The sequence below is a fragment of the Amycolatopsis sp. DSM 110486 genome, assembly GCF_019468465.1.
Taxonomy (GTDB): Bacteria; Actinomycetota; Actinomycetes; order Mycobacteriales; family Pseudonocardiaceae; genus Amycolatopsis.
The window spans coordinates 2,463,934-2,485,105 of sequence record NZ_CP080519.1; the positions used below are offsets into that span (position 1 = coordinate 2,463,934).

General features: G+C 69.6%; 19 protein-coding genes. 10 read left to right on the top strand and 9 right to left on the bottom strand.

Annotation, left to right across the window (positions count from 1 at the left end):
- Positions 1-387 precede the first annotated feature (387 nt).
- Positions 388-972, top strand: coding sequence for a TetR/AcrR family transcriptional regulator (locus tag K1T34_RS11880; RefSeq protein WP_220244323.1), 585 nt, complete (start codon positions 388-390; stop codon positions 970-972).
- On the opposite strand, the gene rsmA is transcribed toward K1T34_RS11880, so the two are convergent.
- The 4 genes from rsmA to metG all read right to left on the bottom strand — a co-directional run bounded on the left by rsmA (position 963) and on the right by metG (position 6,395).
- Positions 963-1,802 (bottom strand): 16S rRNA (adenine(1518)-N(6)/adenine(1519)-N(6))-dimethyltransferase RsmA, encoded by an 840-nt coding sequence (gene rsmA, locus K1T34_RS11885; protein ID WP_220244324.1) that lies wholly within the window; start codon positions 1,800-1,802, stop codon positions 963-965. The genes K1T34_RS11880 and rsmA overlap by 10 nt on opposite strands.
- Before the next feature lie 35 nt (positions 1,803-1,837).
- Positions 1,838-3,223 (bottom strand): resuscitation-promoting factor, encoded by a 1,386-nt coding sequence (locus tag K1T34_RS11890; RefSeq protein WP_220247135.1) that lies wholly within the window; start codon positions 3,221-3,223, stop codon positions 1,838-1,840.
- Positions 3,224-3,637: 414 nt separating this feature from the next.
- Positions 3,638-4,474: a TatD family hydrolase gene (locus tag K1T34_RS11895; RefSeq protein WP_220244325.1), complete on the bottom strand. Its 837-nt coding sequence runs from the start codon at positions 4,472-4,474 to the stop codon at positions 3,638-3,640.
- A 127-nt stretch (positions 4,475-4,601) separates the two neighbouring features.
- The gene (gene metG, locus K1T34_RS11900; protein WP_220244326.1) at positions 4,602-6,395 is read right to left on the bottom strand and encodes a methionine--tRNA ligase; all 1,794 of its coding nucleotides are present in this window, start codon (positions 6,393-6,395) and stop codon (positions 4,602-4,604) included.
- 61 nt (positions 6,396-6,456) lie between these two features.
- On the opposite strand from metG, the gene K1T34_RS11905 reads away from it, so the two are divergent.
- The 5 genes from K1T34_RS11905 to K1T34_RS11925 all read left to right on the top strand — a co-directional run bounded on the left by K1T34_RS11905 (position 6,457) and on the right by K1T34_RS11925 (position 10,890).
- The gene (locus K1T34_RS11905; protein WP_220244327.1) at positions 6,457-7,044 is read left to right on the top strand and encodes a PadR family transcriptional regulator; all 588 of its coding nucleotides are present in this window, start codon (positions 6,457-6,459) and stop codon (positions 7,042-7,044) included.
- 92 nt (positions 7,045-7,136) lie between these two features.
- The gene (locus K1T34_RS11910) at positions 7,137-8,129 is read left to right on the top strand and encodes an ATP-binding cassette domain-containing protein (protein ID WP_220244328.1); all 993 of its coding nucleotides are present in this window, start codon (positions 7,137-7,139) and stop codon (positions 8,127-8,129) included.
- Positions 8,119-8,883 (top strand): ABC transporter permease, encoded by a 765-nt coding sequence (locus K1T34_RS11915; protein ID WP_220244329.1) that lies wholly within the window; start codon positions 8,119-8,121, stop codon positions 8,881-8,883. Before K1T34_RS11910 ends, K1T34_RS11915 begins: the two co-directional genes overlap by 11 nt.
- A 96-nt stretch (positions 8,884-8,979) precedes the next feature.
- Positions 8,980-9,591, top strand: coding sequence for a GH25 family lysozyme (locus K1T34_RS11920; RefSeq protein WP_220244330.1), 612 nt, complete (start codon positions 8,980-8,982; stop codon positions 9,589-9,591).
- A gap of 45 nt (positions 9,592-9,636) precedes the next feature.
- Positions 9,637-10,890 (top strand): aminodeoxychorismate synthase component I, encoded by a 1,254-nt coding sequence (locus tag K1T34_RS11925; RefSeq protein WP_220244331.1) that lies wholly within the window; start codon positions 9,637-9,639, stop codon positions 10,888-10,890.
- A gap of 80 nt (positions 10,891-10,970) precedes the next feature.
- On the opposite strand, the gene K1T34_RS11930 is transcribed toward K1T34_RS11925, so the two are convergent.
- Positions 10,971-11,930: an NADPH:quinone oxidoreductase family protein gene (locus tag K1T34_RS11930; protein WP_220244332.1), complete on the bottom strand. Its 960-nt coding sequence runs from the start codon at positions 11,928-11,930 to the stop codon at positions 10,971-10,973.
- Positions 11,931-11,982: 52 nt separating this feature from the next.
- Between K1T34_RS11930 and K1T34_RS11935 the strand changes: the two genes are divergently transcribed.
- Complete coding sequence (locus tag K1T34_RS11935) at positions 11,983-12,570, top strand: QsdR family transcriptional regulator (protein ID WP_255638461.1); 588 nt, start codon at positions 11,983-11,985, stop codon at positions 12,568-12,570.
- Here K1T34_RS11935 and K1T34_RS11940 read toward each other — a convergent pair.
- Complete coding sequence (locus tag K1T34_RS11940) at positions 12,559-13,089, bottom strand: hypothetical protein (RefSeq protein ID WP_220244333.1); 531 nt, start codon at positions 13,087-13,089, stop codon at positions 12,559-12,561. The two genes, K1T34_RS11935 and K1T34_RS11940, sit on opposite strands and share 12 nt — an antisense overlap.
- The gene (gene rsmI / locus K1T34_RS11945; RefSeq protein WP_220244334.1) at positions 13,061-13,888 is read right to left on the bottom strand and encodes a 16S rRNA (cytidine(1402)-2'-O)-methyltransferase; all 828 of its coding nucleotides are present in this window, start codon (positions 13,886-13,888) and stop codon (positions 13,061-13,063) included. The genes K1T34_RS11940 and rsmI overlap by 29 nt, the downstream gene beginning before the upstream one ends.
- Positions 13,889-13,942: 54 nt before the next feature.
- On the opposite strand from rsmI, the gene K1T34_RS11950 reads away from it, so the two are divergent.
- Positions 13,943-15,511 (top strand): dolichyl-phosphate-mannose--protein mannosyltransferase, encoded by a 1,569-nt coding sequence (locus K1T34_RS11950; protein WP_220244335.1) that lies wholly within the window; start codon positions 13,943-13,945, stop codon positions 15,509-15,511.
- Here K1T34_RS11950 and K1T34_RS11955 read toward each other — a convergent pair.
- On the bottom strand, positions 15,462-16,226 hold the full coding sequence (locus K1T34_RS11955) for a helix-turn-helix domain-containing protein (protein ID WP_220247137.1): 765 nt from the start codon (positions 16,224-16,226) through the stop codon (positions 15,462-15,464). The genes K1T34_RS11950 and K1T34_RS11955 overlap by 50 nt on opposite strands.
- A gap of 82 nt (positions 16,227-16,308) precedes the next feature.
- Between K1T34_RS11955 and K1T34_RS11960 the strand changes: the two genes are divergently transcribed.
- Positions 16,309-16,881: a class I SAM-dependent methyltransferase gene (locus K1T34_RS11960; RefSeq protein ID WP_220244336.1), complete on the top strand. Its 573-nt coding sequence runs from the start codon at positions 16,309-16,311 to the stop codon at positions 16,879-16,881.
- Between the two features lie 455 nt (positions 16,882-17,336).
- Here K1T34_RS11960 and K1T34_RS11965 read toward each other — a convergent pair whose 3' ends face one another.
- A complete protein-coding gene (locus tag K1T34_RS11965) occupies positions 17,337-19,106 on the bottom strand; it encodes a serine/threonine-protein kinase (protein WP_220244337.1) in 1,770 nt (589 codons plus the stop codon).
- 176 nt (positions 19,107-19,282) lie between these two features.
- Here K1T34_RS11965 and K1T34_RS11970 point away from each other — a divergent pair, with 176 nt between their 5' ends.
- Positions 19,283-21,157 carry a propionyl-CoA synthetase gene (locus tag K1T34_RS11970; protein WP_220244338.1) on the top strand — a complete coding sequence of 625 codons (1,875 nt, stop codon included), beginning with the start codon at positions 19,283-19,285 and terminating at the stop codon, positions 21,155-21,157.
- Positions 21,158-21,172: the final 15 nt, after the last annotated feature.

Genomic DNA, 21,172 nt, shown 5'->3' on the forward strand with positions numbered 1-21,172 from the left:
TTCTGAGTAAAGCCGATCCCATTGGGTGAACGCAAGCGCGTTGGTGCAGATCACACGAGTGGTGGTGCCCGGATACCGGGACACCCGCAGCCACATCGTGGACCCCGAAAGCTCCGGCACCGAATTTCTTCCGCGCGGCGAATCCGGCGCCTATTCCACTGTGGACGCTGCCGATCCCTGGTGGAGCCGCGATTCCGGCACGGGAATCGCGGGGCAGCTCGCGCGTGGGTAAATGACGGTTCGGCGAGGTAGTTCGCCACGGCGAGACACTTCGTCTTCCCGGCCGGACGTCCACTCCCGTCCACGAGTCGAATCCGGACGTCCGTCACGCCCGTTTGTGATACGTGCGTATCGGATACAGTCGTACCACTACAGCGGAGGAGGACCGTGGCGCACCGGGTCGACCACGAGCAGCGCCGGCGCGAGATCGCCGGGGCGGTGTGGCGCATCGCGGCCGAACGCGGGCTCGACTCCGTGAGCATGCGCGAGGTGGCCGCCGAGGCAGGCGTGTCACTGCGGCTGGTGCAGTACTACTTCGAAACGAAGCACAACCTGCTCGTGTTGTCCCTGCGTTACCTCCATGAACGCGGCGAGCAGCGCACGCAGGCCCGCATCGCGGCACAGCTCGACCAGAGCGTGCGCGGCGTGGTCCGGACTCTGCTCACGGAGCTGCTCCCGCTGGACGCCGAGCGCGAACTGTCGCTACGCGTCCACCGCGCCTACTTCAGCCGCACCCACAGCGACCCGGCGCTGGCGAAGGTGTTCCTGCACGCCGAGACGCCGATCGAAGACCTGCTCACCAGCCTGTTGCGCCGCGTGGCGCTCCCGCCTGGCGTCCAGCCGCGGCACGAGGCCAACCTGCTGGTCGCGGGCTTCACCGGCCTGGGCCTCGACGTCCTGCACGGCCGCTTCACCCCGCCCGAAGTCCTCGCGACGCTGGACTACCACCTGCGCCGGATCTTTCAGGCTTGAGCCGCGAGCCGGACGAAGTCGTGCACGTCGAGCTGCTCGCCGCGCGTCTTCGGGTCGATTCCGGCCGCCACGAGGAGCTCGCCGGCGCGATCGGCCGAACCGGCCCAGCCGGCGAGGGCCGCGCGCAGCGTCTTGCGGCGTTGGGAGAACGCGGCGTCCACGACCGCGAACAGGCGTTGCCGCTCGACGCCCTCCATCGGAGTGCCGCGTTCGAAAGCCACGAGGGACGAGTCGACGTTCGGCACCGGCCAGAACACCGACCGCGGCACGGCGCCGACCTTGCGCGCCGGCCCGTACCAAGCGAGCTTCACGCTGGGCACGCCGTAGATGCGGCTGCCGGGACCGGCGGCCATGCGGTCGGCGACCTCCGTCTGCACCATCACCATCCCGCGCTGCAGCGAGGGAAGCTCGGCCAGCAGGTGCAGCACGACGGGGACCGCGACGTTGTACGGGAGGTTCGCGACCAGCGACACGGGTTCGGCCGGCAGATCAGCCGCGCTGATCCGCAACGCGTCGGCGCCGACCACGCTCAGCTGATCCGCGACGGAAGAAGCGCGTTCGGCGGCAGTGCGCGGAAGCCGCGCCGCCAGCTTCGGATCGATCTCGACGGCCACCACGCGGGCCCCGGCGTCGAGCAGGCCCAGCGTCAGCGACCCCAGCCCGGGTCCGACCTCGAGGACGACGTCGCCCGGCTGAACTCCGGCCAACTCGACGATGCGGCGAACCGTGTTGGGGTCGTGCACGAAGTTCTGGCCGAGCTTCTTCGTCGGCCGGACGTCGAGCTCGTCCGCCAGCCCGCGGATCTCGGCAGGCCCCAGCAGTTCAACCACCGGGGAAGCCTACCGAGCCTCGGGAACCGCCGAACTCAGGCCCGCTTGCCGCAGACCGGCCAGGCGCTGTAGCCACCGCGGGCGTCGCGGACCTTCTCGGCGATCGAGATCTGCTGGGCGCGCGAAGCCTGGTTCGGGTAGGACGCGTACGCGTCGCCGCCGTAGGCGTCCCAGGTGCGCTTGTCGAACTGGAGGCCGCCGTAGTAGCCGTTGCCGGTGTTGATGGACCAGTTGCCGCCGGCCTCGCACGCCGCGATGCGATCCCAGGCGGAACCGTCGCCGATCGCCGGGTCGGCGGGCTTCATCGAACCGACCTTGAGGATCTTCGGCTTGGCCTCGAGGAGGACCTTGACCGAGACCTGCTCGCGGGAGATCTCTTCGCCGTTCTTCTTGGTGACCTTGTAGGTCACCATCTTCTGGCCCGCGGTGCCCGGGTCCTCAACGGTGGTCTTGCCCAGCTCGAGCGTCGGGTCGTCGACCTTCTGCACGTCGGGGTCGATGGTCTCCTGCTGGTTGACCATCGAGACGCCCATGCGGCTGACGTGGACCTCGGCGCCGTCCTTGAGCGAGACGTTCAGGCCACCCTCGACCGCGTCATCCGGGCCGAGGCTCATCTTGAAGTCAGAGAGGAGCTCCTTGGTGGTCACCGCGTTGGTGGTGACCTGGCGCGGCGCGTTGGTGCCGTCGAAGAGCGTGACGTGCTTGAGGGTCTTGACCTGCACGGTCGAGCCCTCGAGCGGCAGCTCGCCGGTGCCCGGCATCGACGTCCAGGCGCCCTTGCCCATCATGTCGGCCATGCCGAGCTGGGTCATGGCCTCGCCGAGCGTGGTCGCGCGCACCCAGGACGGGCGGGACACACCGTCGACGACGAGGTTCAGCTGACGACCGCGCTCGAGCTTGATGACGCCGCCGTCACCGACCTCGGCCTGCGGCGAGGGCGAAAGCGAGTCGTGGGCGCCGACCGAAAGGCCGGCGTCTTCCAGGACCTCGCCGACGGTGTCGCCGTAGCTGTGGACGGTGACCTCGTGGCCGTCGACGTCGACGGTCACGCTCTTGTTCATCGCCAGCGCCGCGGCACCGCCGCCGCCGACGGCGATCAGGACCGACAGCACCGCACCCTTGAGGAAGCGGCGCTTCCAGACGCGGGTGGCCTCACGCAGGCCGTCCTCGACGGCGGCCTTCTTGGCCTCCGGAGAAGCGGTGCGGTCCTCGGCGAGCTCGTCCGGGAGGGCGAGCGGCGGGAGCATCGTGGTCTCGGCGTTGATCAGGCGGATCAGCTCGTCGACGTCGACGTCGATCTCGGCCATCATCGCGTCGGCGTCGGGCCCGAGGGCCGCGAGCACGTCCTGTTGGGTCACGTACAGCTCGTCGGAGAATCCAAGCTCTCCATAGGCGGTGTCGTCGAGCTCTCGCTCGAGCACGGCCACCGAACCGGCGGAAGAGAATAGGGTCTGCGCAGCACCACGGTTCTCGGTGCTATGGCGCGAGGCACCCTGCCTGCTACCAGTCACTGGGTCGTTCCCTTTCCCAGGACAGGACGTGTCACCACGACCTGTTCCTTCGTCGCGACGCGCCATTCGGCGCGCCTCTCAAGTCCGACACCCCCAGTCAGCGCCATCGTCACGGTCCCGAGTCGTACCAACCTCGGTGCCGCTTCCCCGACGTGCACTGACGTGACTGTGGGCGTATCAGCCAGATCCGCGTCTGCGGTTCCGACCGGCACGATCACGGGACAGTAACGGAGGTCGCCGGGTTGCGCAAACACCCCCCGGAGTGTCGTGACCTGTGTCACTCGTCAGTGTGGGCTAGTGCGTTCCCCGAACGTCGCAATCCGTTCAACCCGTTGTGACACTGGGCAATTGGTAGACGCGCTCGGCAGTGGTCCGGACCGCTTGGGCCACTTCGTGGACCGCTTCGCCCCTCAGCGCCGCGAGGTGCCGGATGGTATATGCGGTGCAGTAGGGCTCGTTCGGGCGCCCACGGAACGGGTGGGGGGTCAGGAACGGCGCGTCGGTCTCGGCGAGGTACTGCCCCGTCGGCGCGAGCCGGGCGGCCTCGTGGAGCCCGCGGGCGTTCTTGAAGGTGACGGTGCCGGCGAACGAGAGCACGTAGCCCTTGTCGAGGCAGCGACGCGCGATGTGCTCGTCGCCGGAGAAGCAGTGGAAGACGACGGTGTCCGGTGCGCCCTCTTCGTCCAGGATGCGCAGCACGTCCTCGTGGGCGTCGCGGTCGTGGATCATCAGCGTCTTGCCGAGGCGCTTGGCGAGGTCGATGTGCCAGCGGAACGCGTCCTGCTGGGCGTCGTGCGGCGAGTAGTCCCAGTAGTAGTCGAGGCCGGTCTCGCCGACGGCGACCACGCGCCCGGCCGACGCCAGACGCTCCACTTCGGACTTGTCGGCGTCGGAGAACTCCTTGGTACGCGTGGGATGGATCGCCACGGCGGCGAACACGCGCTCGTCCCACGTGGACGCGTCGACGGCCCAGCGCGCCGAGGCGAGGTCGTCGGCGACCGTGACGACGCGGGCCACGCCGGCACGTTCGGCGCGGTCGACCATGGCCGTCACGTCGGCGGCGGTCACCGCTCCGCAGGCGTCGAGGTGGGTGTGGGCATCCACGACCGCGGCGGGCAGGCGGTCGGGAATCGGCGGCAGTTCGCGCTTGTCTTCACCCATGCCGTGAATCTACTGCGCGGCGAAGCCGCTCCGTTGAGGGCGGTGGAGGGGAGGAAGGCGGAGTAGACGGCATGACGAAGGGCGCCCCGCGTGAGTCCTCGAGGCGCCCTTCACAGCGTCGACAGTGCTACTTGACGATCGGGGCCCAGTCGGGGCCGTCTTCGCCGAGCTTCGGGTCGAGCTTGGTGAACAGCGGCGTCGGCTTCTGCAGGGGACGGCCGACCTCGATCGGCCGGGACTCCCACTTGGCCTGCTCGCCCGCGTAGTCACCGGTGAGGATCGGGTTGATCCGGCCCGGGATGTCGAGGTCCTCGACCTCCTGCAGCTGCGGCTGCGCGGCCCACACGCCCGTGCCGCCGAGCGCCTCGTGGACCTTCTGCGCCGAGTGGGGCAGGAACGGCGTGAGCAGCGTGTTCGCATCGCTGACCACCTGCAGCGCGGTGTGCAGCACGCTGTCGCGGCGCGCGGGATCGTCCTTGAGCTTCCACGGCTCCTGGTCCGACAGGTACCGGTTGGCGGCCGTGACCACGCGCATCGCCTCCGACGCCGCCGCCTTGAAGCGCGAGCGGCCCAGGTGGGCGCCGGCGACGTCGAACGCCTTGCGCGACAGCGCCTTCAGCTCCTCGTCGGCGGCCGTGGGGGCGTCCGGACGCGGGATGGCGCCGACGTTCTTGTGCGCCATCGAGATCGAGCGGTTCACGAGGTTGCCCCACTCGTTGGCCAGCTCGAAGTTGGTGCGGCGGACGAACTCGTCCCACGTGAAGTCGGTGTCCTGCGTCTCCGGGCCCGCCACGGAGATGAAGTAGCGCAGCGCGTCGGGGCCGAACTCGCGCAGGAAGTCGTGCACGTAGATGACCGTGCCGCGCGAGGTGGAGAACTTCGAGCCGCTCATGGTGAGGAACTCGCTGGACACGATCTCGTCCGGCAGGTGCAGCTTGCCGTACTTGCCCGCCTGGCCGCCGTGGTCGCCCTCGCCGTTGTGGCCGAGCAGCAGCGCCGGCCAGATCTGGGCGTGGAAGGTGATGTTGTCCTTGCCCATGAAGTAATAGGAGCGCGCGTCGGCGTTGTTCCACCACTCCTGCCACGCGTCGGGGTTGCCGGTGCGCCGCGCCCACTCGACGCTGGCGGAGAAGTAGCCGATCACGGCGTCGAACCACACGTAGAAGCGCTTCATCGGCTGGTCGCGCCAGCCGTCGAGCGGGATCTTCACGCCCCAGTCGAGGTCGCGCGTGATCGGGCGCGGCCGCATGTCGTCGATGAGGTTCTTGGTGAAGTTGAGGACGTTCGGACGCCAGTCGTTCTTCGTCGACAGCCAGTCGCCGAGTGTCTTGGTGAACGCCGGCAGGTCGAGGAAGTAGTGCTCGGTCTCGACGAACTTCGGCGTCTCGCCGTTGATGCGCGAGTGCGGGTTGATGAGCTCGGCGGCGTCGAGCTGGTTGCCGCAGTTGTCGCACTGGTCGCCGCGCGCGAACTCGTAGCCGCAGATCGGGCAGGTGCCCTCGACGTAGCGGTCGGGCAGCGTGCGCCCGGTCGACGGGCTGATCGCGCCGCGAGTGGTCTTGGGGACCACGTACCCGTTGCGGTTGAGCGCGAGGAAGATCTGCTGCGTGACCTCGGCGTGGTTGCCGGTGGAGGTGCGCGTGAACAGGTCGTAGGAAAGCCCGAGGCCGCGCAGGTCCTCGTCGATCTGACGGGTGTACTTGTCGGCGGTCTGCTGCGGGGTGAGGCCCTCGTTGTCGGCCTGGACGGTGATCGGAGTGCCGTGTTCGTCGGTCCCGGACACCATGAGCACCCGGTTGCCGGCCATTCGCTGGTAGCGGGAGAAGACGTCGGACGGGACGCCGAATCCGGATACGTGGCCGATGTGGCGGGGGCCGTTGGCGTAGGGCCAGGCCACCGCTGTCAACACAGAGGTGCTCATACCTGTTTAGCCTACGGAAACCGTCCAAGGCGTTTGTGGGCGGTACGCGAAGGGAGAAGCGGTGTCGGCGACGCGTCTGCTCGTGCTCGGGGTCGTGCGCATGTTCGGCCGGGCGCACGGCTACCAGGTGCGCCGGGAGCTGCTCACGTGGTCGGCGGAGAAATGGGCGAACGTCCAGCCGGGTTCGATCTACCACGCGCTGAAGAAGATGGCGGCCGAGAACCTGCTGGAGAAAGTGGACGTCGAGCCGGGCGACTCGGGGCCCGACCGCGTCGCCTACCGGCTCACCGACGACGGCGAGCAGGAGTTCCAGCTGCTGCTGACCCGGGCGTTGTCCGATCCCGAGGTGGGTCATCCGGAGATGTCGGCGGGCATCGGGCTCATGCCCGCGCTGCCCCGCCAGCACGCGATCAGCCTGCTGCGGCAGCGGCTCGTGCACCTCGAAGGTGAGGAACGACGGGCGCGGCTGATGCTCGACGACCAGGCCGACTGGGGCCAGCCGGCGCACGTCGTGGAGCTGTTCCGGCTGTGGGCGGGCATCTCGGGGGCGAGCCACACGTGGCTGGAGAACCTGATCGAGCGCCTGGAGAAGGGCGAGTACGTGATGGCCGACGACGACGAACCGTTGTTCCGCAAGCCGTCGGAGTAATCAAGTTTGACTAGCGTTCGCGACTCCGGCACTGTGTGCTCGTCGATTAGTCAACTTTGACTAGTTGATCTCTGGGAGGAGAGGGGTTCTTCATGATCACGGCACGCGGCCTCGAGCGGCGGTTCCGCCGCAAGGGCCGGGGCGGGGGTGAAGTCCACGCCGTCAAGGGGGTCGACCTCGACGTGGAGGCCGGCGAGCTGGTGGGGTTCCTCGGCCCGAACGGGGCGGGCAAGACGACGACCCTGCGCATGCTCACCACGCTGCTGAAACCGTCGGCCGGGACGGCGACCGTCGGCGGGCACGACCTGCTCGCAGATCCGCTGGGGGTCAGGCGCAACATCGGCTACGTCGCGCAGGGCGGGGGCGCGTCGCCGGAGGTGCGCGTCGCCGAGGAGATCGAGCTGCAGGGCCGGCTCTACGGCATGTCGAAGGCCGACGCGATCGCGCGCGGCGCGGTGCTGAGCGAGCAGCTCGACCTCGCGGGGCTGGACCAGCGGCTCACGAAGACGCTGTCCGGGGGTCAGCGGCGCCGGCTCGACATCGTGCTCGGGCTCGTACACAACCCTGGCCTCGTGTTCCTCGACGAGCCCTCGACCGGGCTCGACCCGCAGAGCCGCGCGAACCTGTGGGACCACATCCGCCGGCTCCGCGCGGAGCACGGCGTGACGATCTTCCTGACCACGCACTACCTCGACGAGGCCGACGCTTTGGCCGACCGGCTGATCGTGATCGACGACGGCCGGATCGTCGCCGAGGGCACGCCCGATTCGCTGAAGTCCCGGGTTTCGGGCGACGGCGTGGTCATCGGCGTCGACCCTGCCGTGACGACGGAGGCCGCCGACGTCGCCCGGCAGCTGGCGGGCGCGCACGAGTTCGACGTGGCGGACGGGCTGATCCGCTTCCGCGTGCCGCGCGGCGACACGGCCATGCCGGAGCTGCTGCGCGCGCTCGACGCGAAGGGCATCGTGATGGAGTCCATGCAGGTCACGCGCCCGACACTCGACGACGTATTCCTCACGCTGACCGGCCGCACCCTGCGCGACGCCGAGCAGCCGAGTTCCCCGGAGGTGTCCGGTGTTGCTTGACACGTGGCTGATCTTCCGCCGCGACATGACCGCGGCGCTGCGCAATCCCGCGTGGCTGCTGATCGGGATCATGCAGCCGCTGCTGTACCTGTTCTTCTTCGGGCCGTTGCTCGTGAAGACGCTCAACGCGCAGGGGATATCCGACGTCGACGGCTGGATGGTGCTCACGCCCGCGCTCATCGCGCAGCTGGCGCTGTTCGGCAGCTCGTTCGTCGGGTTCTCACTGCTGGCCGACTACCGCTCCGGCGTGGTCGAGCGGCTGCGCGTCACCCCGGTGAGCCGCGCGGCGCTGCTGCTCGGGAAGGTGCTGGCCAACGCGTTGCAGGCGGTGGTGCAGTCGGTGCTGATCATCGTGCTCGCGTACCTGGTGTTCGACCTCGACGCGCCGGCGGGCGGGGTGCTGCTGAGCCTGCTGATCGTGTTCCTGCTGGCGCTGACGCTGGCTTCGTGCTCATACGCGCTGGCGCTCACGTTGAAGAGCGAGGAGTCGTTCCCCGCGCTGCTCAACGCGGTGCTCATGCCGCTGCTCCTGCTGTCCGGGATCCTCATCCCGATCACGGCGGGGCTGGCGCCGAAGTGGCTGTACACGATTTCGCAGATCAACCCGTTCCGGCATGTGGTGGACGTGGAGCGCAACAGCTTCCGCGGCGACTACTCCATGGACGCGCTGTTCACCGGCAGCGTGGTGGTGCTCGTGATGGCCGTGCTCGCGATCTGGTGGGGCACGCGCACGTTCCAGCGGGAAAACGCCTGATCAAAGCCGGGACACGCCGGGTCTTCGGCCGCGCCGCTTTCGGGCCGGGGACGTAAGGTGGCCTCTCACCCGTCGTGGGGCTGGCAGGGGCGCAGAGTGACCGAACCGGAGAGCGAGCGTGGGCTCACCCTCACCCATCGAGAGCAGGTGCTCGACTGGGCGTCGGTGCGTGCCGCCGACGTCCGCTTCGCGTCGGTGACGATCAGCGAGAACGTGAACTGGAGCGACCCCGGCGCCGAGCGCATGCTCGCGTCGGCCCAGTACGCGGGCATCCACACGGGCGCGCGGCACTACGCGCGGCCCGGCGCCGTGCACGACCAGGCCGACCACTTCGTGCGGACGGCCAGCAAGCTGGGGGCGTTCGCGCCGGGGTCTCTCGCGCCCGCCCTTGAGGTGGACGCTGTCAGCGTCGACGACCGGTTCGTGAAGTCGTGGATCAAGCACGTGCGGCACGCCGCCCGGATCCGGCGCGTGCTCGTGTACGCCGGCCACGACTGCTGGGCCCGCCGCCTGCACCCCGACCGCTGGGCCGACCCCGACGTGGTGCTGTGGCTGGTGCGGCACAACGGCATTCCCGGCCGGCCCGGCTGGTTCCACGCGCGGCTGGGGCTGCACCAGCACGCGTTCTCGGCGCTGCCGGGCGTGGCGGGACCGGTGGCGCAGGACGCTGTGGTCTATCCGTTCACGATGTCTGACGTGCTGCTCTGATCACGGTTTCGGCTTTTTGTCGGTGTTCGTTGGCAAGATGTGCGAGTGCGCTTCTTCCGGCAGCGGTTGACCACGGACGTGACACCTTCACGGGCCGTCGCGTTGTTGTCCGCTTCTGCCGCTTCCACCGGGCGCCCGCAGCCGGCGGCGTTGTGCGGGTCGTGGTTCGGGTCCTCGGCGGTGGTGGCGCCCTTTGTTTCGGTTTCCGCTCGGGCGTTTCCTGCCGGCTCTTTGGAGGTTGCCGCGCCCCCGGGGTGCGTCGGGGGCGGGTGGTTCGGGTACCTGTCGTACGACTCGGCTGACCCGTCGGGGCGGTCTTCGGGGGTGCCTGCTTCGGCGTGGGGGTGGGCGGATCACGTGCTGCGGTGGGATTCCTCGGGTGCGTGCTGGTTCGAGTCGCTGGCCGATGAGCCCGGGCCGTTGTTGTCCACTGTGGAGTCTGCGCTTTCCGGCGCTGGCTCTTTGTCGTGGACTGCTTCGCCGCTGGAGCGGCCTTCTGCCGCAACGCACGAGCAGGCCGTGAAATCGTGCGTCGCCTCTATCGAGGCTGGGGAGCTTTTTCAGGCGAACGTCTGCACGCGGTTCACGGGGACGTTCTCGGGATCTCCCGCCGCGTTGTTCTCGGAGGGAGTTTCTCGCCTGTCCCCTCGGCGCGCTGCTTTTGTCGCCGGCTCTTGGGGTTCGGTGGTGTCGCTGTCACCGGAGCTGTTCCTGTCGCGGCACGGCCGGCGGGTGCGTTCGACGCCGATCAAGGGCACGTTGCCGCGCCGTGGTTCCTTTGACGATGGAAACGCGGAGCTCCTGCGGCAGTCGGTGAAGGACATCGCCGAGAACGTGATGATCACCGACTTGGTGCGCAACGACCTCGGCCGGGTGTGCGCGGTCGGGAGCGTGGTGGTGCCTTCGCTGCTCAGGGTGGAGCCGGCGCCGGGGGTGTGGCATCTGGCGTCCACGGTGGAGGGTGTACTGGCCGAGGGCGTCTCGGATCCGGCTTTGCTGGACGCGACTTTCCCGCCGGGTTCGGTGACTGGTGCCCCGAAGATCCGTGCTCTGGATGAGATCGCTTCGCTGGAACCAGTTGCGCGCGGGGTTTACACGGGCGCGGTCGGGATGTTGTCCCCGGTGGCCGGCCTGGAGCTGAACGTCGCCATCCGCACTTTCGAGATCTCCGGCTCCCGGATTTCTTTGGGCGTCGGCGGCGGTATCACGGCGGATTCGGACAGCGCGGCGGAGTGGCAGGAGTGCCTCCACAAGGCTGCGCCTCTGGAAGTTCTCCTGGCCACTCCACCTGCGGTTTAGCCCAGCGGCCGCCTTTCGCTCTGCCCACTGGGCGGCGGCCCGGTCGTTCGTGCCGGCCTACCCGGCCGAGCGTCGTGTCGTTACTTGCGGGGATCCAGCAGGAGCTTGCCGACCGTGCCGCGGGAGCGGAGGGCTTCGTGGGCCGCGCGGGCGTCGGCGAGGGCGTACTCGCCGCCGGCGATGGCGCGGAGCTTGCCGTCCTGGATGAGGGTGAAGAGCTCGGTCAGGGCGGTGCCGAAGACGTTGCCGGGCAGGCGGAAGACGTGCGGCAGCCACATGCCGGTGACCGTGGTGCTGTGGCCGAGCACGTTGCGCAGCTCCACGGGCTTGGGCTGCTGGCGGCCGGCCATGCCGTAGAACGCGAGGCGGCCGAACGGGGCCAGCGCCGCGATGCTCTGGTCCGTCGTGGTGCCACCGACCATGTCGAGCACGATGTCGACGCGCTTGCCATTGTTGGCCTGCATGAGCGTCTCGGTCATGTTCTCGGCTCGGGAGTCGACCGCGACGTCGGCGCCGAGCTGTTTCGCGAGCTCGCGCTTCTCTTCGCTGCTGGCCGTCGCGATGACCCGCCCCGCACCCCACACCTTCGCGAGCTGCACCGCAATCGACCCGACCCCACCGGCCGCCGCGTGGACGACCACTGACTCGCCGGGCTGCAGGTGGGCGTTCTTGCGCAGCAGGATCCACGCGGTCGCGCCCTGGACCAGCATGGACAACGCGTTGAGATCGTCGACGCCCTCGGGCACCGCGAACGCCATCGCCTCCTCGGCGACGGCCTTCTCCGCGTACCCACCCCCACCGTTGAGCAGCGCGACGACCCGCTTCCCGTCCTGCGTCCGCCCGACCACCTCGCCCCCCGGCACGAGCGGCAGCTTGCTCGGCGCCAGGTACGAGTTCTCCGCCTGATGCGTATCCGCGTAGTTCACCCCGACGCGATCCACGTCGATCAGCACCTGCCCGGCTTGGGGCGTCGGCTCCGGCAGCTCGACCGGGGTCAGGACCTCGGGACCGCCGAACTCGGTCACCTGCACAGCACGCATGACTTCTTCTTTCGTCGTCGGGTGGTGAGACATTCTGCCAGATGTCTCACCCGTGCGACACTCCGTGGTAACGTCTCGCCCCATCGACACACCCTTCCCCTCCCGCCCGGACGCGGCTTCCGCGTTCGCCCTGGCGCGCTCGTGGTTCGCCGCGGGCCGCCGCGTCGACATGCGCGAACTGGCCGTGTCTTTGGGCGTCTCCCGCGCCACCCTCCACCGCTGGGTCGGCAGCCGCGACCACCTGCTGGCGGAGATCCTGTGGGCCGAGACTTCCCTGGTGTTCAACACCGTCACCTTCACCGGCCGCGGCGGGGCTGGAGTGGCGGACGCGATCGGTTCGTTCGTCTCGACGGTCAACTTGTCGCTGGCCTTCCGCACCTTCTTGCAGCGGGAACCGGAGCGAGCGTTGCGGTTACTCACAACGAAGGCGAGCGTGGTCCAGTCACGAACCATCGCTCAGCTCCTCGACCTCCTGACAACGGAAACCTCAGCGGGCCGGCTGGCTCCCCCGTTGCCCCTACCGGACCTCGCCTACGTCCTCGTCCGCCTGGGCGAATCCTTCATCTACACGGACGTCATCACCGGCGAAGAACCCGACGCAGAGAAGGCGCGGGCCGCGGTGTCCGCCCTACTCAGCTGACCGGCGGTCGACTTCGTCCTGCAGCAACGCCGTGAACGACGGCCACCCATAGGACGGCGCCTCTTCACCTTTGATGTACAGGACAACTTCCGAGCCGGCCGCGTGCGGGCCTCCGATGACGTAGAACTCGCGCTCCGAGTGCGTCCCGACCACAACGAGGTCATCGGCACGCGCGACCCGACTGCGAAGCGACGGGAACTCGTCAAGCGCTTCTCTCTTGATGCCGAGGATGTGCGGATAGAACAGATCGGTGTCCTCAAACAACAATCCGCCGGCTCGACGCCCCATGAGGGACAGGAACCTCCGCCACTCCCGCGGAAGCTCGGCGACGCTCTGATCGCACCTGACCTCTTCGACCTCGGCATCCGACAGGCCGACGACGCCCGCCTTCCCATACCGATCACGCAAGACGCGCGCCATCGCATCGACGCCGGTCAACGACCCCGCCCGCGGGTAACTCGGAACGAAGCGATCGCCCGCTCGACCGACCTCACTTCCGAGAAGCGACCACAGCGTCATAAAGGTCCTTTTTAGACACCCCGGCCCCCTCAGCCACCTCCGAAGCCACCGCCTTCAACCTCTCCCCAGCGGCGACCCGGGCGGACACCTCGGAAATCAGGTCCGAAACCGACACCTCGGGCGCCACAGCCCCCTCAAGCACCACCGTGATCTCACCCCGGACCCCATCAGCAGCCCACTCAGCCAACTCACCCAGAGTGCCCCGTTTGACCTCTTCGTACGTCTTGGTCAGCTCACGACAAACAGCAGCCCGCCGCGAAGCACCCAAAGCCGCGGCAGCGTCCGCCAACAAAGACCCCACCCGGTGCGGCGACTCGAAGAACACCACCGTCCGAGGCTCCGATGCCAAAGAGGCGAACCACCGGGAACGCTCCCCCGGCTTCCGCGGCGCGAAGCCCTCGAAGCAGAACCGGTCACAAGGCAACCCGGACAAAGCCAACGCCGTCGTCACCGCGGACGGGCCCGGCAGGCAGGTCACCGGGATGTCCGCATCGACGCAAGCCGCAACCAGGCGGAAGCCCGGGTCCGACACCGAGGGCATGCCGGCGTCCGTCACGAGCAGCACCGTCTCGCCGGAGTGCAAGGCCTCCAGCAAGCGAGGCAGCCGGGCGACCTCCACGTCCTCGTAGAAGGACACCACGCGCCCGGAAGGGGCGACGCCCAAGGCGGCAGCCAGTGAGCGCAGGCGGCGGGTGTCCTCGGCGGCGATGACGTCCGCCGAGGCCAGGGCGGAGACCAGGCGCGGCGAAGCGTCACCCGGGTCGCCAAGGGGGGTGGCGGCGAGCACGAGACGTCCCATGCCCGCCAGCCTAACGACACGACCATCACACCCGGGGTCGTAGTATCAGGCCCCGTGACCGCGCTGCTGACCCGTCCCGACGACGAGAGCGTGCGGCCGGACCCGGTCGACGCGCTGCGACCGCCGACCGACCGCGAGGCCACCCTGCTGGGCCGCGGCATGCCGACCGACCGCCTGCGCGGCTGGCTCGTCACGCTGATCCTCACGGTGATCGGCGGCGTCGTGCGCCTGCAGAACCTCGGGGTGCCCACCGATCACGGCACGCCGGTGTTCGACGAGAAGCACTACGTGCCCCAGGCGGCGCAGATGCTGCGCAACGGCGGGTACGAGGACAACGCCGGCTACGAGCTCATCGTGCACCCGCCGCTGGCGAAGGACTTCATCGCGATCGGCGAGTGGCTGTTCGGCTACAACGGCTGGGGCTGGCGCATCATGCCGGCGCTCGCGGGCACGCTGATCATCCTGCTCACCATCCGCATCGCGCGGCGGCTCACGCGCTCGACGCTGCTCGGCGGCATCGCGGGCGTCCTCGTGATCAGCGACGGCGTGCTGCACCTGCAGTCGCGCATGGGGATGCTCGACATCTTCATCGCGTTGTTCGTGGTGGCGGCGTTCGCGTGTGTGCTGTGCGACCGCGACCAGGTGCGGCAACGGCTGGCTGTCGCGGTGCGTGAGGGCTGGGTCAACGAGTCGGTGTGGGGGCCGAAGCTCGGGTTCCGCTGGTGGCGCTTCGCCGCGGGCCTGATGATCGGGCTGACGTTCGGCGTGAAGTGGTCGGCGCTGTACTACATCGCGGCGTTCGGCCTGCTCACGGTGTTCTTCGACGTCGCGGCGCGGCGCGCGGCGGGCGTCGAGCGGCCGTGGATGGGAACGATCCGGCGGGACGTCGCGCCGGCGTTGTGGGCGATCGTCGCGATCCCGCTGCTGATGTACTTGGCCGCGTTCTGGGCGTGGTTCGCCAGCGAGACGGCCACCGACCGGCACTACACCGAGATCAAGGACATCGCCCCCGGCCTGTTCGCCTGGGTGCCGCCCGCGTTGCGCTCGCTCGGCGACTACACGCTCAACGTCCTGCACTTCCACGAGACGCTGCTGACCCCCAAGGACAACCCGCACCCGTGGGAGTCGAAGCCGTGGACGTGGCCCATGGGCCTGCGGCCGATGCTCTACTACTACGACGGCGCCGTCACCGGCTGCGGCGAGTCGCGCTGCGTCGGCGCGACGATGCTGATCGGCACGCCCGCGATGTGGTGGCTCGCGCTGCCGATGCTCGGCTGGGGCCTGTGGCGCTGGATCTTCCGCGCCGACTGGCGCTACGCCGCCGTGCTCACCGCCTACTTCGCCGGCCTGCTGCCGTGGTTCACGAACATCGACCGGCAGATGTACTTCTTCTACGCCACGCCGATGGCGCCGTTCCTGGTGCTCGGCCTCGTGCTGGTGCTGGGCCAGATCCTCGGCGGCGCCCGGCGCGGGTTCGAGCGGCGGGGCACCGGTCTGCTCGTCGTGGCGCTTTACACGGGACTCGTGGTGGCGAACTTCGTGTGGCTGTGGCCGATCCTGAACGGGGTGCCGATCACGACCGCGCAATGGAACGCGGAGATGTGGTTGCCCTCCTGGCGATAACGGTTGTGGCGGTGAAGTAGGCGCCTGGCGGCACCCCGACGGCCCGCCGGAACGCCGCGACGAACGCACTCGCCGTCGCGTACCCCACCCGGTGTGCGACGGTCGTCATCGGCAGGCCTTCGGCGAGCAACGGCAGCGACGCCCGCAGCCGCGCCTGCGTGCGCCAGGTCCCGAACGTCATGCGGCAGTCGCGCACGAACGCGCGCGCCAGCGTCCGCTCGCTCGCCCCGACGGCGCGGCCCAGCTCGGCCAGCCCGCGGCGGTCGGCGGGGTCGGCGAGCACCATCGCCTCGACGTCACGCGCCCGCGGATCCTCCGGCGACGGCACCACGATCGGCGCGACGTCCACCGGCTCCAGCACGTCGAACACCACGGCCTCGGCGCGTTCGCGGGCCTCCGGCGCGGGGTTGCTCGTGAGGTACTCCAGCAGCTCACGCAGCAGCGGTCCCACCGCGACGATCCGCGGCTGCGCCCACGTGACGGGGCAGCGCTGTGGGTCCGCGTAGACGCCGCGCAGCTCCGCGTTGGCCACGGCCCCCGTCCGGTGCGGGACGCCGGCGGGCACCCACAGCGCCCGCGTGGGCGGCAGGACCCAATGCGCCTCGCCGATGCCGACCGCGACCACACCCTCGGCCGCCCAGACGAGCTGGTGCACCGGGTGCTCGTGCCACGGGTACCACGCGCCCGCGGGCAACCGCAGCTCGCCAAGAAGCATCGCCCCGGCGTGACCGTCCCACGACATGACTTGGCAGCCTATCGCCTATCGGTCACGCGTGGCGGTTTCTACCGTTTGAGGCATGCCCATGAACCTCATCCACCGCCGCCTCTGCTCCTCCGACAAGTGGGCGTCGATGATCGCCCAGGTGCTCCCACCGTGGCTCGCGCAGTACGACCTGGGCGACGACGTCCTCGAAATCGGCCCCGGCTTCGGCGCCACCACGCGCGTCCTGCTCGACGCGGTGCCTCGGCTGACTCTGCTGGAGATCGACCCGGCTTCTGCCGGGTTGCTGCGCGCCGAGTTCGGGTCGCGCGCTTCCGTGGTCGAAGGCAGCGGCGCGGACATGCCCTTCGACGCGGGGCGCTTTTCGGCCGTCGTGTGCTTCACGATGCTGCACCACGTGCCGACGTCGGCTTTGCAGGACTCGATCTTCGCGGAGTCGTTCCGGGTGTTGCGGGGCGGAGGTGTCTATTGCGGCACGGACAGCCAGCTGAGCTTCCGGTTCCGGCTGCTGCACCTGGGCGACACGATGAACGTCGTCGACGCTTCGACGCTGCCGGCGCGGCTGTCGTCAGCGGGGTTTGGGGCGGTGGACGTGCGGCACCGGCCAAGGGAACTGCTGGAGTTCTCGGGCGTGAAGCCTGGTCAGTAGCTGACGCGCCGCTGCCACCACGGCCATTCCGGCGGGGCCGTGGGATCGAGCACTGTCTTGCGGCGGAGCTCGTCGTCGGCCGGCTTGATGAGCGCACGCACGGCGGCCCTGCTTCGCCCCGGCAGGGCTCCTAGCGCCGCTTCCAACGTCCAGCGGATCAGGTTCTCACCGCAGGGACAGTCGTCCACTCGGTGGGCTTCGAGCCGCCGAGGGTTACGGGCGTGCCGTTGCAGGTTTCGGAGCGCTTCGCCGACATCGCCAGGCCCCAGCACCGTCGCCTCGACTCGGTGGACGTCAGCCAACGCCCATCGAGGCAGACCCGGGATACGCGAGAACTGGCGATGCGGACGAGGTCTGACAGGCAGCGTCGCGCGCACAGCGGCCGGCGATCTACGCGCCATGGCCCTTTCGGCAGGTTGTCATGCCTCGATCATCCCGCACGGCGCCAGCGAATTTCAGTGGTGCAGCCGCCGCGGGACAATCTGCGTGACCGGGCCGTCAGGAGACTTCCCGGCACGAGACAGCCACCCCTCGACCTCGCGGCGCACAGCGCTCAACGTCGGACGGCGGCGAGGTTCCGGATCGAGCGACGCACCCAAGATCCGCGCGTGCGCGGAGCGCACCGGCAGGCGCGAGACGGGGTCCGCGCGGGCGGCGGCCATCAGCGCGGCCATCGGCGTCTCGCGAGTGCCGCGCGGGGGCTGGCCGGTGAGGGCGTAGCTGATGGTGGCGGCGAGCTGCCACGCGTCGGACGCGGGGCTGGCCTGGGCGCCCATCGCCTGTTCCGGGGCGACGAAGTCGGGCGTGCCGATCATCATGCCGGTGGCCGTCATCTTGGAGTCGCCCTGGCTGCGGGCGATGCCGAAGTCGATGAGGTGCGCCAGGCCGGCCGGGTCGAGGACGATGTTGGACGGCTTGATGTCGCGGTGCAGCACGCCCTTCTCGTGCGCCGCGACGAGGGCGCCCGCCATCGTGGACCAGAGGCGGCCGGCGGCGACGTCGTCGAGCGGACCCTGCCCGTCGACGACTTCTGCGAGCGGGCGGCCTTCCAGGTACTCCATCACGAGTGCGAGGCCGTCGGGCTCCTCGACCAGGTCGTACACCTTCACGCAGTTCGGGTGGTTCACCACAGCCAGCGCCCGAGCCTCGCGCTGCATGCGCTCCTCGGTGTCGCGGTCCGGCGCGTGCGCGATCTTCAGCGCGACAGTGCGGTTGAGCTGTGTGTCGACGGCCTCCCAGACCGTGCCGAATCCACCGTGACCCAGGCGGCGGACACGGCGGTAACGACTACCGCCGGCACCGCGCGAGCCGGGCGGCAGCGGAACCGGGCCGGGTGCGGCGGCCAGTAACCCAGGCTCTGGCGCCGAAGCGAGCGCCGTGGCCGGATACGGCTTGTTGACGGGCGGAGGCGGGGGCGGCGGCAGCTGCGGACGAGGCGCGACCTGCGACACAGGCTGACGCTCCGGCGAAGGCAACGGCGCACGGTCCGGCTCCCGACGCGGCTCCGGCCGGTTGATCACCGACCACGGCGGCGGCCCGACCAGGCCGACGGGGATCAGGCCCAGCACGCTGAACGGCAGGAACCCGAGCCAGAAGTGCACAGCCACGTTGGCCGTCATCCCGACGCTCGCCACCGCCATCACCACGAACGGGATCCAGAAGAACCGCGACGGCCACTTCGGCCCGCGCCGGAACGCCGTGCGCGCCTGCAGCATCACGAACAGCAGCGAGCCCGCGGGCAGCACCGTGAACGCGAGCAGGTAGATCCCGAACGACAGCTTCAGGCCCTGGTTGTAGAACAGCGCCTCGTAGACGTTGCTGCCCCCGCCCAGGTACGTCTTCTGCACGCCGGCGAAGCAGTAGTCGGTGCTCAGCGACGCGGCTTCGGCGTGCGACAGGCCGCCGCTCCCGCCCCCGTTGATCGCGCGGAACGTCTCGGAGATGCCGTTGGACAGCAGCCACGGCAGCACCAACACGCTGACCACGCCGATCAACCCGAAGACGGTGAGCGTCGTCGCGTCGTAGCGGTTGCCCGTGCCCTTGCGGACGATGGCCACCACCAGCGCCCCCAGGGCGGGGAACAGCGCGACGAGCGCACCGGCTGTGGTCGTCGCCCAGACCCAGTCGCCCGGGCAGAACCCCGGCCCGAACAGGGTGTGGGCGAACGAGAGCAGCGCGCTCGCGAATCCGTTCACCGCCTGGTTCCCCTCACTCTCGGTGGTCATGTGGTACCGCCACGCGGCCGAACTCCGTGGTCCAGCTTAAGACGCACACCGCCTTCGCGGGGTTGCCGGGTCTATGGGTCGTGACCGTCGTGAAACCTGCGCGACACCCTCGCCGGGGCCATCATGAGTGACGGGTCCGGCCGACCGGATCGAGTGACGCTGTCGAGGGAGACACCGTGGGCGCTTATTCCGAGACCTACCGGCGCAGCCTGGACGATCCCGAGGGGTTCTGGCTGGACGCGGCGAGAGCGATCGACTGGACGAAGCCACCGACGAAAGCCCTGGACGCCTCACGGGAACCCTTCTACCGCTGGTTCCCCGACGGCGAGCTGAACACGGCGTACAACGCGCTCGACCGCCACGCCGACGGCGGCCGCGGCGGGCAGCCCGCGTTGATCTGGGACTCGCCGGTCACCGGGCAGAAGCGGCGCTACACCTATGCCGAGCTGCGCGACGAGGTGGCAGTGTTCGCGGGCGCGCTCAAGGCGCTCGGTGTGACGCGGGGCGACCGCGTGATCCTGTATCTGCCGATGATCCCCGAGGCGGTCGTCGCGATGCTGGCGTGCGCGCGGATCGGGGCGGTGCACTCGGTGGTGTTCGGCGGCTTCGCGCCGAAGGAGCTCGCGGCGCGCATCGAGGACGCGAAGCCCAAGCTCGTGCTCGCCGCGTCGTGCGGGATCGAGCCGACGCGGCTGGTCGAGTACAAGCCGATCATCGACGCGGCGCTGGAGCTGACCGAGCACCAGCCGGACCACGTCGTGGTGTTCCAGCGCGAGCAGGCGCCCGCGGAGCTGTCTGGAACGGACCTGGACTGGGTGGACCTCGTCGAGACCGCGCAGCCGGCCGATCCCGTGCCGGTGAAAGCCACGGACCCGCTCTACATCCTCTACACGTCCGGCACCACCGGGAAGCCGAAGGGTGTGGTGCGCGACGCGGGCGGCCACGCCGTCGCGCTGGCCTGGTCGATGGGCGCGGTCTATGACGTCCACGCGGGCGACACGTGGTGGACGGCGTCCGACGTCGGGTGGGTCGTCGGGCACTCCTACATCGTCTACGCGCCGCTGCTGATCGGGGCGACAACCGTCCTGTACGAGGGCAAACCCGTCGGAACTCCTGACGCCGGCGCGTTCTGGCGCGTGATCGCCGAGCACGGCGTGGAGGCGCTGTTCACAGCGCCGACGGCGTTGCGCGCGGTGAAGAAGATCGACCCGGGCGCGGCGGAGCTCAAGAAGTACGACCTGGCCAAGTTCCGCACGCTCTTCATGGCCGGCGAGCGCCTCGACCCCGAGACCTACCACTGGGCGAGCGACATCCTCGGCACGCCGGTGATCGACCACTGGTGGCAGACGGAAACGGGCTGGCCGATCGCCGCCAACCCGCGCGGCCTCGAGCCGATGCCCGTGAAGCCCGGGTCGGCGACGAAGCCCGTGCCAGGCTGGGACGTGCGCGTGCTCGACCAGGGCGGCGACGAGCTGCCCGCGGGCCGCGAAGGCGCGATCGTGATCAAGCTGCCGCTGCCGCCCGGCTCGCTGCCCACGCTGTGGGGCGACGACGAGCGTTACCGCGAGGCCTACCTGTCGCGCTTCCCCGGCTACTACCTCACCGGCGACTCCGGTTACCTCGACGAAGACGGCTACCTGTTCGTGATGGGCCGCACCGACGACGTGATCAACGTGGCCGGCCACCGCCTGTCGACAGGATCGATGGAGGCCGCGCTCGCGTCGCACCCGGCCGTGGCGGAGTGCGCGGTGATCGGGGTGGCCGACGAGCTCAAGGGGCAGGTGCCGCGCGGGTTCGTGGTGCTGAAGGCGGGCGTGGACGTCGACGAGGGCCAGCTGCACGACGAGCTCGTGGCCGTGGTGCGCCGCGATGTCGGGCCGGTGGCGGCGTTCCGTGACGTCGCCGTGGTCGAGGCGCTGCCGAAGACGCGTTCGGGGAAGATCCTGCGCAAGACCATGCGCGGGATCGCCAACGGACGCGAGGAGCCGGTGCCCTCGACGATCGAGGACCCGGCGGTGCTCGACGCCCTGCGGGCCGTGCTGCAGCGCTGACATTTCTCCAAGACG

Bases quoted from the DNA above. Each gene is read 5' to 3' on its own strand.
- K1T34_RS11895 (WP_220244325.1), bottom strand. From the start codon at position 4,474: ATGGGTGAAGACAAGCGCGAACTGCCGCCGATTCCCGACCGCCTGCCC.
- metG (WP_220244326.1), bottom strand. From the start codon at position 6,395: ATGAGCACCTCTGTGTTGACAGCGGTGGCCTGGCCCTACGCCAACGGC.
- K1T34_RS11910 (WP_220244328.1), top strand. From the start codon at position 7,137: ATGATCACGGCACGCGGCCTCGAGCGGCGGTTCCGCCGCAAGGGCCGG.
- K1T34_RS11930 (WP_220244332.1), bottom strand. From the start codon at position 11,930: ATGCGTGCTGTGCAGGTGACCGAGTTCGGCGGTCCCGAGGTCCTGACC.
- K1T34_RS11940 (WP_220244333.1), bottom strand. From the start codon at position 13,089: ATGACGCTGTGGTCGCTTCTCGGAAGTGAGGTCGGTCGAGCGGGCGAT.
- rsmI (WP_220244334.1), bottom strand. From the start codon at position 13,888: ATGGGACGTCTCGTGCTCGCCGCCACCCCCCTTGGCGACCCGGGTGAC.
- K1T34_RS11955 (WP_220247137.1), bottom strand. From the start codon at position 16,226: ATGCTTCTTGGCGAGCTGCGGTTGCCCGCGGGCGCGTGGTACCCGTGG.
- K1T34_RS11960 (WP_220244336.1), top strand. From the start codon at position 16,309: ATGCCCATGAACCTCATCCACCGCCGCCTCTGCTCCTCCGACAAGTGG.
- K1T34_RS11965 (WP_220244337.1), bottom strand. From the start codon at position 19,106: ATGACCACCGAGAGTGAGGGGAACCAGGCGGTGAACGGATTCGCGAGC.